The organism is Roseomonas sp. F4, from assembly GCF_053891155.1.
In genome coordinates this window covers 842,469-856,347 of the sequence record NZ_JBSSHK010000003.1, presented here as the reverse complement: position 1 = coordinate 856,347, position 13,879 = coordinate 842,469, and the positions used below count along the sequence as shown (strand labels likewise).

General features: G+C 70.4%; 9 protein-coding genes. 3 read left to right on the top strand and 6 right to left on the bottom strand.

Annotated elements, in window-relative coordinates; genetic code table 11:
* The first annotated feature begins 124 nt into the window (after positions 1–124).
* Positions 125–1,246, top strand: a complete 1,122-nt coding sequence (locus ACVFYP_RS16310; protein WP_499201241.1) for a YncE family protein — start codon at positions 125–127, stop codon at positions 1,244–1,246.
* A 26-nt stretch (positions 1,247–1,272) separates the two neighbouring features.
* On the opposite strand, the gene ACVFYP_RS16305 is transcribed toward ACVFYP_RS16310, so the two are convergent.
* The 6 genes from ACVFYP_RS16305 to ACVFYP_RS16280 form a co-directional block, all read right to left on the bottom strand.
* Positions 1,273–1,833, bottom strand: coding sequence for a cytochrome b (locus tag ACVFYP_RS16305; RefSeq protein WP_499201240.1), 561 nt, complete (start codon positions 1,831–1,833; stop codon positions 1,273–1,275).
* Positions 1,830–5,708: an amino acid adenylation domain-containing protein gene (locus ACVFYP_RS16300; RefSeq protein WP_499201239.1), complete on the bottom strand. Its 3,879-nt coding sequence runs from the start codon at positions 5,706–5,708 to the stop codon at positions 1,830–1,832. Before ACVFYP_RS16300 ends, ACVFYP_RS16305 begins: the two co-directional genes overlap by 4 nt.
* Positions 5,701–5,964, bottom strand: coding sequence for a phosphopantetheine-binding protein (locus ACVFYP_RS16295; protein WP_499201238.1), 264 nt, complete (start codon positions 5,962–5,964; stop codon positions 5,701–5,703). The genes ACVFYP_RS16300 and ACVFYP_RS16295 overlap by 8 nt, the downstream gene beginning before the upstream one ends.
* A 17-nt stretch (positions 5,965–5,981) precedes the next feature.
* Entirely contained in the window at positions 5,982–7,613 is a 1,632-nt protein-coding gene (locus ACVFYP_RS16290) for a (2,3-dihydroxybenzoyl)adenylate synthase (protein ID WP_499201237.1), read from the bottom strand.
* Between the two features lie 130 nt (positions 7,614–7,743).
* Positions 7,744–8,967 carry an MFS transporter gene (locus ACVFYP_RS16285; RefSeq protein ID WP_499201236.1) on the bottom strand — a complete coding sequence of 408 codons (1,224 nt, stop codon included), beginning with the start codon at positions 8,965–8,967 and terminating at the stop codon, positions 7,744–7,746.
* The gene (locus ACVFYP_RS16280) at positions 8,967–10,127 is read right to left on the bottom strand and encodes a M20 aminoacylase family protein (RefSeq protein ID WP_499201235.1); all 1,161 of its coding nucleotides are present in this window, start codon (positions 10,125–10,127) and stop codon (positions 8,967–8,969) included. The genes ACVFYP_RS16285 and ACVFYP_RS16280 overlap by 1 nt, the downstream gene beginning before the upstream one ends.
* Before the next feature lie 164 nt (positions 10,128–10,291).
* On the opposite strand from ACVFYP_RS16280, the gene ACVFYP_RS16275 reads away from it, so the two are divergent.
* Positions 10,292–11,404, top strand: coding sequence for an alpha-hydroxy acid oxidase (locus tag ACVFYP_RS16275; RefSeq protein WP_499201234.1), 1,113 nt, complete (start codon positions 10,292–10,294; stop codon positions 11,402–11,404).
* A gap of 154 nt (positions 11,405–11,558) precedes the next feature.
* Positions 11,559–13,799 (top strand): TonB-dependent receptor, encoded by a 2,241-nt coding sequence (locus tag ACVFYP_RS16270; protein WP_499201233.1) that lies wholly within the window; start codon positions 11,559–11,561, stop codon positions 13,797–13,799.
* The last annotated feature ends 80 nt before the right edge of the window (positions 13,800–13,879 follow it).

The window sequence follows — 13,879 nt, the reverse complement described above, 5'->3', positions numbered from 1 at the left end:
GCCTGTCGCATCCCGGGTCTTGGGTTCGATCCGCCAGGGTGGTGGGGCATTGCATGGCACCGGGCACGGATGATAATGCGAGTCATTATCACAAGACACCACCCGCTTTTCAGGAACGGCCCCCATGCGCAACAGAACCATCGCCGCGACGGCGCCTTCGCGCCGGCAGTTTCTCGGACTGCTCGGCGCCGGCGCCAGCCTTGCCGTTCTGCGCCCCGGTACGCTGCGCGCGGCGCCGGTCGTGGAAACCTCGGCCAAAGTCGGCGATGGCCTTTACGAATTGGCCTTCAGCAGCACCAGCGGCCTGGTGCATGTTGCCGCCGTCGGGGCGCGCGGCGCGAATGACGCGAAGATCCTCGGGCTCGACGCCCGCAGCCTGGCGGTCCGTTCGGTCATCTCGTTGGGCGAGGATGCGGCCTTCGGCCTGACGACGAATGATCGCCGCGGCCTTCTCTTCGCCACCGGCACGCGCTCCGGCGCCTTCAAAATCATCGACATCCGCAGCGGCAGCGTCCGTGCGAAGCTGACGCAGGGCGAATCGTCGCATCTGCGCCAGGTCGTGGCGGATGTGGCGCGCGACCGCGCCTTCGCCACCTCCTTCGGTGCGCGCGATCGGCCCAGCGCCATCTGGGTGGTCGACACCGCCGGCGACCGGATCGCGAACGTCATCACCGAGGGTCTTGAGGGAGGCATCACCGGCCTGGCCTTCGATGCGGCCAATGACCGCCTGTTCGCCACGGCGCTGACCGCCAACGAGGTTGTTGAGGTGAGCCTGTCGCGCAATGCGGGCATCCGGCGTTTTGCCTCTGGCGGCGAGGGAACGGTCAACATCGCCTTCGACCCGGCCAGCGGCCGGCTGTTCTGCGCCAACCAGCGCAGCGGCACGCTGACGGTGTTGAATGCCGCCTCGGGCGAGGTGGTGAAGTCCATCGAGACGGGCGCCGGCGCCCTCGGCGTCACCCTCTCCGCCGATGGCGGCATCTGCTACGTCGCAAATCGCGGCGCCGGCACGGTGAGCCTGGTCGATACGCGGACGATGGCCGTGGTGGCGAGCCTTGCCACCGGCACGCATCCGAACACGGTCACCGTCGATCCCAGCAGCGGCCTCGCCTATGTCTCGAACAAGGCGCGCGCCCAGCCGCGCGGTCCACGCCCCGCCGCGGGTCAGGCGCCGGCCGCCCCGCCGCCGCAGCCGGTAGCGGTCGAGGATCCCAATGGCGACACGGTGAGCATCATCCGCCTCTGAGATAGTCCAGGCGGTCGCGGCGGGGCTCAGGGCACCCGTCGCGCCCGGCCTGCCATCCGCAGCAGCAGGCCGTCCCGCCAGACGAAATGGTGCAGCAGCGCCATCACCACATGGCCGAGGATCAGCGCCAGCAGCAACCAGGCGAGCTTGCTGTGCAGCAGGTCCGCCGGCGCCGCCATCCATTCGATGCGCTGGCCGGTGCGCGGCACCAGCTGGTGGCCGAAGAAGGCATAGCCCCTGCCACTGCCGAAGGCGCGCAGCAGGCCGAGCGCCGGGATGACCGCCATCAGCCCATACAGCGCCGCATGGCCCATCCGTGCCGCACGCCCCGCGAGATTCCGCGTCGGCGCAGGCCGCCGCCGGCGATTGCTCCAGGCCCAGGCCAGCCGCAGCAGGATCAGCGCCAGCAGCACCGTGCCGATCGACTGATGCGTGCCAACCCAAAAGCCCATCAGCGGGGTGCGGCCGAGGATCAGTCGCAGGATCATGCCGGTGAACTGCCACAGCAGGATCACCGCCATCAGCCAGTGCAGCAGCCGCGAGACCAAGCCATAGCGTTCCGGCGTATCGCGCCACTGCACCGTCATCCTGAAACCCCCTGCCCGCGCGCCAGCCGCGCCCGCAGCACGGGCACGATCACCGCCATAGCAGCCTCGCCCAGCATCGCCGAGTGCAGCGCCGGCACCTCCACCACATCCAGCCGCGTCGCATAGGGCGCCCACATCTCCGGCGAGATCGCCCGTCCGACATGGTCGCGCGCGGCGCGGAAGTGCAGGATGGTGCCGTCGTAGCGGCGATGCCGATGCACCCGCACCAGGCGGTTATTGCCCTCCACCACGCGCACCACGCCATCCAGCGCCGCTTCCGGCAGCCGGCCGAGCGGCATGCCGCCGCGGCGCAGGAACTCGATCACCGCGCCCCGCTCCATCCGCAGCTCGGGGTGCAGCGTGGGATCATGGCCGGCAATGTTCAGCAGCGCGCCATAGATCGCCGCATCGTCAGGCTCCGGCGAGGCGCGCCAGGTGTCCGACGGATAGGCATCGAGCATGGCGAGCAGGCCGACCTCACGGCCGAGCTCGCGCAGCCGCACCGCCATCGCCTGGGCGATCAGCCCGCCCACCGACCAGCCGAGCAGATGTACCGGGCCTGACCCAGCGGCGGCCAGCGCGCGATCGGCATAGTCAGCCGCCAAGGCCTCCAGGCTTTCCTTGGGGGCGATAGCTGGATCGAGCGCCGGCGATTGCAGGCCATAGACGGTGCGCTCCGGCGCCAGCACGCGCGCCAGCCCGCCATAGCACCAGGCAATGCCGCCGGCCGGATGCACCGTGAAGATCGGCGCGCACTCCGCCGCGCCACGCCCCAGCACGATCAGTGGCCGCAGCCCGTCATCAGGCGGCGGCAAGGCGGTGGAATCGAGCAGCGCGGCCAGGCGACCGACCGTTGGATACTCGAACAGCGCGCCCAGCCCGGGATCGCGGCCAAAATCCCGCTGGACGCCCTGCATCAGCTCCACCGCCAGCAGCGAATGGCCGCCGAGGGCGAAGAAGTCATCCTCCGCGCCGACCGTCGCCACGCCCAGCACCTGGGCGAACAGCGCGGCGACACGGCGCTCGGTCCCGGTCGCTGGCGCACGTCCCGCACCCGGTGCGTGGTCGGGCCGCGGCAGGGCCGCCTGGTCCAGCTTGCCGCTGGCATTCACCGGCAGCGCCTCCAGCGTCACGAAGGCCGAGGGCAGCATGTAGTCCGGCAGGCGCGCCGCGACATGGTTGCGCAGCGCGGCGGCGTCGTAATCGGGACCGGGCACCAGATAGGCAACCAGCCGCTTGTCGCCGGGCCGATCCTCCCGCGCGATCACGCGGTTCTGCCGCACGCCAGGGAAGCCGGCGATGGCGGCTTCGATCTCACCCAGTTCGATGCGCTGGCCCCGCAGCTTCACCTGGCCGTCCTTCCGGCCGAGATACAGGATCGCACCTTCCGGCCGGAAGCGTGCGAGGTCGCCCGTGCGGTACATCCGCGCGCCGGGTACAAAAGGGTCCGGGATGAAGGCCTGCGCGGTGCGCTCCGGCAGACCCAGATAGCCGCGCGCAAGCTGCACGCCCGCGATGAACAGATCGCCCGTGACGCCGGGTGGCAGCGGGCGCAGCGCATGGTCGAGCACATAAAGCCGCGTGTTCCAGACCGGCCGCCCGATCGGCATCGGGTCGCTGCGGTCGCCACGCGAGGCGTCCCAGTGGCTGACATCCACGGCCGCCTCGGTGGGGCCGTAGAGGTTGTGCAGTTGCGCCGACATCGTGGCGTGGAAGCGGTCGCGCAGCTCGGGCGTCAACGCCTCCCCCGAGCAGAAGACGCGCGTCATCGCCAGGCCGGCAGCTGCGGAATGGGCGAGGAAGGCGGCCAGCATGGCAGGCACGAAATGCGCAGTGGTCACGCGCTGCTCGCGGATCAGCCGGGCGATCGCCGCCGGGTCGCGATGCGCGCCGGGGGCGGCGATCACCATCGGCGCGCCGGCGATCAGCGGCAGGAAGAACTCCCAGACCGAGACGTCGAAGGTGGCCGGTGTTTTTTGCAGGACGCGATCACCAGGGCCGATGCCATATTGCACGCGCATCCATTCCAGCCGGTTGACGATGGCGCGATGCTCGATCACCGCACCCTTTGGCTCCCCGGTGGAGCCGGAAGTGTAGATCACATAAGCCGCATCGTCGGGCGCCGGCCCCTTGGGGGCGCTTCCCTCCCCCGGCCATTCGGCGGGCGGCAGCACCGCGCTGCCGCCGGCCAGCGACGCCTCCGCCAGCGTCAGGCGCGGGGCGGCGGTCGCCAGGATGCGGGCGATGCGTGCGGGCGGATGCGTCGCATCAAGCGGCAGATAGGCGGCGCCGGACCGGATCGTGCCAAGCAGCGCGACGATCAGCTCGAAGGACCGCTCCAGCGCGACCGCGACAACATCGCCGGGTCCGATGCCGCGCGCGGCCAGCGCGCCGGCCAGCGCAGCGCTGCGCCGGTCGAGCTCGCCATAGGTCATGGCGCGACCTTCGAAGATCAGCGCCTCCGCCATCGGCTGTGCCGCGAGCGTCGCCTCGATCAGGCCGACCAGCGTCGTGTCAGGCACGGGATGCGCGGTGGCGTTCACAGTATGTACGAAGTTAAAAGCCTCATCTGGCGTCGCAGTGGGCAGGGCGACCAGGCTGCCAGCCTCCAGCGCGGCGGCGATGAAGTGGGCGGCGCGGGTCGCATGCGCCTGCGTCGCCTCGGCGCCATGCAGGGCCGGGTTGGCCTCCACCTCCAGCTGCAGCGCCTGGGCCGCAGGGTCGCCGCGCAGGTCGAAGGTGATGTCATCCACCGGGCCGGTGCCGAGCAGATGCAGGCTGGCCGTCAGCCCCGGAAAATCGGGCAAGGCGTGATAGGGCTGGATATTGACGATCGGCCCATGCAGGCGCCTTCCGGCACCCACGCGCCCCAGATCGCGGCGCAGCTGTTCGCCGCGATAGCGGCCGTGCCGGCGCAGCGCGGCAAGCTGCGCCGCGACATCCTCCACCCCCTCCTGCAGCGGGCGCGCCTCGTCGAAGCGGATGCGCAGCGGCAGCACGTTCATCAGCGTGGCCGGCACCCGCGCCGCGGCGCTGCCGAAGCGGTTCATGAAGGTGATGCCGATGCTCGATTCCGTCTCCCCGGTCAGCCGCCGGATATAGGCGCCGAGCAGCGCCGTCATGACATCCGGCCAGGCCAGGTCATGCGCGGCGACGAAGCGGCGCAGCGCGGCGGCGGCTTCCGGCGGAATCGCGGCCCGCACGCGATGCACGGCGCGCGCGGTCAGTGCGACGCCCTGGCCGATGCCGGTGACTTCCGGCGCATCGGCCATGGCCGCGCGCCAATGGGCGGCGTCGCGCACGCGGCGTGGCGAGGTGCGGTACTCGGCATCCTCCGCCAGCACCGCCGCGAAGGGCGAGAGCGGCGGGCCGGGATCGCGGCCCGAAATACGCGCCGCATAGAGCGCGCCGACGCGCCGCATCAGCAGCTCCGTGCCAAAGCCGTCCAGCACCAAGTGATGCGCGCGGTGGTACCAGAGATGATGCTGCGGCGAGAGGCGGAACAGCATCTCGGCCGCCAACGGCCCGCGTGCTGGATCCACCGGCGTGCCCATATCCCGCGCCATGGCCGCGCGCGCCGCCTCCAGCGGATCCGCCTCGTCGGTGCAATCGACCAGTTGCAGCACAGGCCGCAGCGCCGTGTCCGGACGCTGGGTGACGCCATCGGGCCCATCCGTGATGCGGAAGGACAGCGCATCGGCCTCCCCCAACATGCCATCCACCGCCGCGCGGAAAGCTTCGACATCGAGCGGCCCGCGCAGCTCCAGGTAATGGCCGGTGTTGAACAGCGGGTTGCCGGGGTCGAGGCGCTGCGCATACCAAAGGCCTTCCTGCGCCTCGGTCAGCGCCGCGCCGGGCATGGCGCCGTCAAGCATCGCGGCGGCTGGCCAGCGCGCGTTCGGCCAGGGCCCACCAGGCGCCGAGCGTCACCTTCTCCGCCACCGCGGCGAGTTCCAGCGGCGCGCCCGCCTCCGCCCAGCGCGTCAGCAGCGCCATGGCGCGCATCGAATCGAGGCCGAGGTCGATCAGCTCGTCCTCGTCGCCGATCTCCTCCGGCGGCATCCGCAGCACGCGGGCGAGGTCGGCGCGCATACGGTCGCGCGTCATCGGCGAGGTTGCTTCCGCGGCCATGGCAGTGGGCCTCCGCTCTAGATTTCAGGCTCGTCCGCGAGCAGCCGCGCGCGTAGCCGGGCGCGCAGCTCCTTGCGGCTGATCTTGCCGACGGCGGTGGTCTCGAAGCTCTCCACCAGCACGACTTGGTCCGGCACCTTGAAGTCGGCGATCTGGCGCTGGCGCATCCAGCCGCGGATCGCCGCCGCCTTCGGTCTTTCGCCACGCGCGATGATGAAGGCGCAGCTGCGCTCACCGAGATAGGGGTCGGGGATGGAGACCACGGCGGCATCGAAGACACTGGGATGCGCCAGCAGGTGGTCCTCGATCTCCTCGGCCGAGATCTTCTCGCCCGCCCGGTTGATGTGGTCCCCGGCGCGGCCCTGCACGATGAGGTAGCCCTCAGGCGTGCGGCTGACGATGTCGCCGGTGCGGTAGTAGCCATCCGGCGTGAAGGACCGCGCATTGGCGGCCTCCTCGTTGTGGTAGGCGCGGATGGTGTAGGGGCCGCGCGCCAGCAGGTTGCCGGGCTGGCCCTCCGGCACCGGATGTCCCTGGTCGTCCAGGATCAGCACCTCGTCATCCGGGCTGATCGGGCGGCCCTGGGTCGTCAGCACCAGCTCCGGCGGGTCGTCGAGGCGGGTGTAGTTCACCAGGCCCTCGGCCATGCCGAAAACCTGCTGCAGCTGGCAGCGCGGCAGCGCCTCCACCACCCGCCGCGCCGCTTCCGTGGTCAGCTTGGCGCCGCCGACCAGAAGCACCTGGAGGCTCGAAAGGTCGTGCGGCGTGGCCGTGGCGGCCTCGGCCCAGAGCAGCGCCAGCGGCGGCACCAGGCCGGTGATCGTCACCCGCTCCCGCGCGATCAGCGGGAAGGCGACCTCCGGGCTCGGCGATGGGCTGAGCACCACGCGGGCGCCGGCATGCAGCGCGCCAAGATGGCCGGGCGAGCTCATCGGGAAGTTGTGCGCGGCGGGCAGCGCCACCATCAGGGCGCTGTCGGCGGTGACGCCGCAGATCTCGTTGCTGGCGCGGAAGCTGTAGATGTAGTCGTCATGGGTACGCGGAATCAGTTTTGACAGGCCCGTCGTGCCGCCGGAGATTTGCAGGAAGGCGACGGAGGCCGGATCGGGATCGCCGGGCAGCGCGGCAACATCGCCATCCAGTTCAGCAAAGGAGGTAAACTCCTCGGCCTCGCCCACCACGAAGACATGCCGCAGGCCGGGCTCCGCCTCCCGCGCCTGGCGCGCCAAAGCGCGATAGTCAAAGCCATCCGGGCCGCGATCGGCGCAGATATAGCCGGCGGCCTCCGCCTTACGGACAAAGTGAGTGATCTCGGTCAGGCGATGGCCGGGCAGGGCATAGACCGGCACGAGATGGGCGCGGAACAGGCCGAAGATGGCGGCGAAGAATTCGGGGATATTGCCGAGCTGGACCACCACGCGGTCCCCAGGGCGCAGGCCGCTGGCGAGGAAGCCGGCGGCCGCCCTGCCCGCCCGTGCCCAGAGCTCGGCATAGCTCCAGCGCTGGTCGCCGCCGATGACGGCCAGCGCCTCCGGCCGTTCGGCCGCGCGCTGGCGCAGGAAGCCCGGCAGGGTCTCGCCGCGCCAGTGGCCCGCGGCGCGGTACCGGGCGGCGGCCTCGGCGGGCCAGACCTGTCGAAGTGGGAGCAAGGCAGATGTCCGTTCTATCTGCGGCAAGGCGAGCAGGCCGACCAGAAGCCCCGCGGAGCCGGGGCTCAACTGCGAATGATCCTCATTAGCGCTCACAAAGGGCGGCGACAAGCGTGACCCGGCCCGTGGATCAGCCCGGATGCCCGGGCGCCTGCGTCAGGGCCGGGCGCAGCCGCCACACCATCAGCGAGGCGGCCAGCAGCAGCCCGCTCGCCAGCGCATAGGGCAGTGCCGGCGTCACCGCATAGAGCAGCGACCCCACCACCGGCCCGACCACCATGCCCAGCCCCTGCGCCGCACCCGCCGCCCCGGCCGCCGCGCCCTGCTCGCTTGCCTCGACGGCGTTGGACGTCATCGCGGAAAACCCCGGGAAGACCCAGCCCATGCCCAGCGCGGCGACGAAGTAGCAGGCGGCCAGCATCCAGCCCTGGTCGGCGAGCACGACGCTTCCGAAGCCCAGCGCCGCCACGAACGTGCCGTACCGGACCATCCGGTCCGGCCGGATCGTCCAGCGCGCCGCGGCGGATTGCGACAGCACCAGCCCGACACCCACCAGCGTCAGCGCCAGGCCCGCGACGCGCGCCGCCGCATCCGGCGGCAGGCCCAGCCGGTCCATGGCGTAGAAGCCGATGCTGACCTGGGCGATGGAGACGCTGAACATGGCCGTGAAGCCGATGGCGAGCGAGGGCCGCAGCCGGTCATCGGTCAGTTTCAGCCGCCGCCGCGCCGGACTCGGCCGGGGCGGCGTCGCCGGCAGCTTCCACCAGAGCGCGAGACAGGCCAGCAGCGGCAGCGCGGCGGTCACGACCAGGGGCATGCCGAGGCCGTAGGGCACCAGCAGGGCCGCCAGGGCCGGCCCGGCGACCAACCCCGCGGCGCTGCCGGTGCCAAGCCTGGCCATGGCCTGCGCACGCCCTGCCGGCGGGGTGCGGTCGGCGATCAGGGCCATGCCGGCGGCGGGAATCGCGGCATAGGCGCCGCCTACCAGACCGCGGCAGAGCATCAGGCCGAGGAAGGCGAGCGCCGCCGGCACCTCCCAGTACAGCAGGGCCAGAATGAGAAGGCAGAGCACCCAATAGGCCAGGGTGAAGCCCATGGCGCCGGCCAGCAGCACCGGGCGGCGGCCATGGCGGTCGCTCGCCAGGCCCCAGGGTCGCGCCCCGAGCATCCAGGCGACGCCGGAGGCGGTGACCGCCAGCCCGGCCTGCCAGGGCGCCAGCCCCGCAAGCCGCGCCACCGGGCCGACCAGCGCCACGAAGGCCATCATCGCCACGCTGCCGGAAAACACCGCCGCCATCAGCGCCAGCAGCACCGGATCGCGCGGCGCCAAGGCCGCCTCCGCCGGAGGGCTCATCACCCTGCGGCCGCCGCCGCGTCACCCAGCGCGTGGTCCACCAAGCTGACCCAATAGGCCGCACCGACCGTTAGCAGGCCATCATTGAAATCGAAATGCGGCGTGTGGACGTGGTGGTAGCTGCCATCAGCCGCAAGACCGTTGCCGGCCAGCATAAAGGCGCCAGGCCTTTGCTGAAGCATGTAAGCAAAATCCTCGCCGGCGGTGATCGGTGGATAGTCATCATCCACCGCATCCCGTCCCACCACCGCCGCGGCGGCGCGGGCGGCGAGCCGCACCTCCTCCGGCGTGTTCACCAGGGCCGGGTAGCCGTGCTGGTAGGTGACCTCCGCCACGCAGCCATGCGCCATGGCGCAGCCCGCGGCGAGTTCCCGCAGCCGGCGTTCCATCACCTCCCGCGCCCCGGGCAGGAAGGAACGGCCGGTGCCGGAGATAAAGACCTCGGCGGGGATCACATTCGGCGCGCGCGCATCGCCGCCGGCGACATGGCCGACGCTCAGCACCGCGGTCTGGCCGGCCGGGATGTTGCGGCCGATCACGCTCTGCAAGGTGCCGATGAACTGCGCCATGGGCTGGGTCGGGTCCGTGGCGCGATGCGGCACGGCGCCATGGCCACCACTGCCTTGGAAGCGCACGGACCAACCATCGACATTGGCCAGCATCGGCCCGGACCGCAGACCGAAGCGGCCCAGCGCCAGCCCTGGCTCGTTGTGCAGGCCGAAGACCGCGTCGGCCGGGAAGCGGTCGAACAGACCCTCCTCCACCATCAGCCGGCCACCGGCGAGGCCTTCCTCCGCCGGCTGGAAGATGAAGTGCACGGTGCCGTGGAAATTCGGATGCTCGGCCAGGTGGCGGGCGGCGCCCAGCAGCATGGTGGTGTGGCCGTCATGGCCGCAGGCATGCATCACGCCCGGCGTGGCGGAGGCATAGGCGGCGCCGGTCGCCTCCTGAATCGGCAGGGCGTCCATATCGGCCCGCAGCGCGATGGCGCCGCCGGGGCCGCGCCGGCCGCGCAGCGTGCCGACCACGCCGGTGCGGGCGATGGCCTCTGTCACCGCGATCCCCCAACCGCGCAACTTCGCCGCGACCAGCGCGGCCGTGCGGCTTTCCTGGAAGCCGAGTTCGGGATGGCGGTGCAGGTCGTGACGGATGGCCGTCATCTCGGCCTCCTGTCGCGCCAGCAGCGGAAGAAGGTGGGTATCCACGCGGCGCTCACCGATCAGATGCGAATGATTATGCGTGCTACTTGCAGTTCTCGCGCGCGGCAAGCACAAAGCCGCCGGCCCCGTCGCGCTGCCGGAAACGCCGGCATTAAGGATACGTCATGTCCGCCGCCTTCGAGATTCCCGCGGATGCCGTCTGCCTCGCCGATTACGAGCGCCATGCCCGGACGCGGCTGACGGAGGCGGCCTGGGCCTATATCGCCGGTGGCGCGGCGGATGAGCTGACCCTGCGGCGCAACCACGCGGCCTATGACGCGATCCAGCTTCAAGGCCGGGTCTGGGCCGATCTGCGCGGCGGCGGCACGGATCTGGAGTTGTTCGGGGACCGCCTCGCGCATCCGATTCTGCTGGCCCCCGTCGCGCATCAGCGGCTGGCCTGTCCCCAGGCGGAGATCGCCACCGCGGTGGGCGCGGCCGGCGCGCAGGCCTTGATGGTGGTGAGCACGGAGGCGGATTGCGCGGTCGAGGAGATCGCGGCGGCGGTGCGGGGTCCCTTCTGGTTCCAGCTTTATATCCAGCATGATCGCGATTTCACGCTGGCGCTCCTCGCCAGGGCCGAACGTGCCGGCGCGCGTGCCATCGTCGTCACCGCCGATGCGCCATTGAGCGGCTTCCGCAACCGGGAACAGCGCGCCGGCGTCACGCCCGCTTTGCTGGGGGAGCCGATCCACCTGCGCGGCGCCCGGCCGGGACCGATGCCCCAGGCCGGGCTGGGGCAGAGCCTGGTGTTCGACGGCTTCATCGACAGCGCCGCGCGCTGGCAGGATTTCGCATGGCTGCGGGCCGCCACGCGGCTGCCGCTTCTGGTCAAGGGCATCACCGCGCCCGAGGATGCGGAGCGTGCGATCCGCGAAGGTGCGGATGGCATCGTGGTGTCCAACCACGGTGGGCGGGTGCTGGATTCGCTGCCCGCGACCATCGATGTCCTGCCGATGATCGCCGAGGCCGTCCGCGGGCGCGTGCCCCTGCTGGTCGACGGCGGCCTACGCCGCGGCACGGATGTGCTGAAGGCGCTGGCGCGCGGCGCGACCGCGGTGATGGTGGGACGGCCCTATGTCTTCGGACTGGCCGTGGCGGGGCCGGCCGGCGTCGCGCATGTGGTGCAGATTCTGCGCGGCGAGTTCGAGGTGGCGATGGCGATGACGGGGTGCCGGAGGCTGCAGGACATCGGTCCACAACGGCTTTGGCCAGCGCCGGCGGCGCGCGATATCTGAGGACGGGTCACGTTGCCCGAATGTCACACCTTGTCAAAAGCGGACGCTCCCGCCGGTTGTATTAAGAAGTGTACTTGAGAGTGACTCTCAGTTGCATCAATGCTCGGCTGTCCGTCGGGTGTGCATTCGCGCCCCGCGATTCAGGGGACGAGTGATGACCGCCAAGCCAACATTGCGCATGATCGTATCCAGCACCGCCTTCGGTGCCAGCCTCGCGGCTGGAATGATGCTCGGCGGCGGCGCAGTGGCCCAGACCCAACCCCAGGCCGAGCCGGACCCCGGCGCGCCGACCGTGCGGCTGCAGGGGGTCAACGTGGTCGGCGACCGGCCCGAGAACACGCTGCGGGGCGAAACCGGTCTCGGCCGGCTCTCCGGGCCGATCCAGAGCATCCCCCAGACCATCCAGGTGGTGCCGCAGGAAGTGCTGCGGCAGCAGAATGTGACGACGCTGGAGCAGGCGCTGCGCAACGTTCCCGGCATCACCTCCTCGGTTGGTGAAGGCAATGGTGGCGTCAATGGTGACCAGCTTCGCATCCGCGGCTTCAACGCGCAGAACGACCTGTATGTCGATGGCCTGCGCGACTTCGGCACCTTCCGCCGTGATGCCTTCACCTTCGAGGAAGTGCAGGCGCTGCTCGGCCCCTCCGGCCAGACCTTTGGCGCCGGTTCGGCTGGCGGCACCGTCAATGTGGTGAGCCGCACGCCGCGCCTGGGCAATTTCTTCAATGCCGAGGCGACGGCCGGCATGGGCCCGATGTTCCGCGGCACAGCGGATGCGAACTACCAGCTGAGCGAAACCTCGGCCATGCGCATCAACGTCATGGGGCAGGAGTCGAGCACCTCGGGCCGCGACATGCCCTGGGGTAGCCGCTGGGGCGTCGCACCCTCCATCGCTTTCGGGCTCGGCACCAACACCATCCTCACGCTGGAATACCTGCATTACGAGTATGACGAGCCGACCGACACAGGCGTGCCGGTGCTGACGCGCCCGGGCAGCTCGGTCGGCCAGCCGATCACCGAATATGGTGTCAGCCGCCGCAACTGGTACGGCACGCCGACGGATCGCGACCAGTCGACGCTGGACCGCATCACCGCGCGGCTGCAGCACAATGCGACGGACTGGCTGACCATCTACAACGACACGCGCGCGAGCCACCAGGAACGCTTCTTTAGCTACAGCATCCTCGGCTGCGACGCGACCTGCACAAGCAACTTCTTCAACCGCACCGGCACGCCGCAATACACCTATAGCGGCGCCGGCTCGCCCTACGAATCCACCACCTGGGGCGTGCAGAACGTCACCACCGCCGTGGCGCGCTACAACACCTACGGGTTCCGGCACGAGACGACGCTGGGCCTGGATGGCTGGTACGAGGACTTCGAGCGCAACGGCTACAGCTACGGCGCCGATCGCACGGCCTTCCGCGGCAATCTCTTCGCGCCGGACAATGATACCTCCTACGGCTACACGCGCTCCACGGCGGCGACCGCCACGCGCGCCGCGCAGACCACCGCCGTCGGCGTCTTCGCGAGCGAGCGGCTGTGGCTGACCCCGGAATTCTCCGTGCTCGGCGGTGTCCGCTGGAACCGCTTCCAGACCGACTACCAGTCCTCCGGCCCGGGTATCGCGCAGACCGAACTGAACGCGGATAACAGCTTCGTCGATCCACGCGCCTCCATCATTTGGGAGCCGACGCGGGACTACACCTTCTACGTGTCCTACGCGCAGTCGTCCTTCGCGCCCGGCTCCAACTGGGCCACGCAGCCGGGCCAGGCCTCGACCAACAACACGCGGCTCGAGCCGGAGCGCAACGAGATCTACGAGGCCGGCGCGCGCGGCAACTTCCTTGACGGGCGGCTCGGCCTGAGCGCGGCCGTCTACCAGATCACCAAGAACAACGCGACCGAGACGGATGCGCTGACCGGCACCACCTTCTCCTCCGGCGACCGCCAGCGGATCCAGGGCGTCGATCTCGGCGCCACCGGCCAGCTCATGCCGAACTGGACGCTGAATGCGCGCTACAGCTTCATGGACAGCGAGACGACGCGCTCGCTGACCGCCGCCAATGTCGGCAAGGATGTGCAGCTGGTGCCGGAGCATTCCGCCACGCTGTGGACGGCCTATGAGATCGGCCGCGGCGACCGGTTGAACCTGACCATCGGTGGCGGCATCACCTATGCGAGCAGCATCTATCTGAACGCCGCGAACAGCCAGGAAGTGCCGGAGACCTTCTCGCTGGATGCCTTCGCCTCGCATCAGATCAACGACAAGGTAACGGTACGGGTGAACGGCTACAACCTGACCGATCAGCGCAACTACACCCAGCTCTCCAGCGGCCGCGCCGCCCTGGGCACCGGCCGCGCCTTCACCATGAGCGTGGCCGCGAGCTTCTGAATGCGCCGGCCCTTCGTGGCCGGGCGACCAACCGGAAAGGGGCTGCACGGAGATCGCTCCGCGCAGCCCCTTTCTCTTGC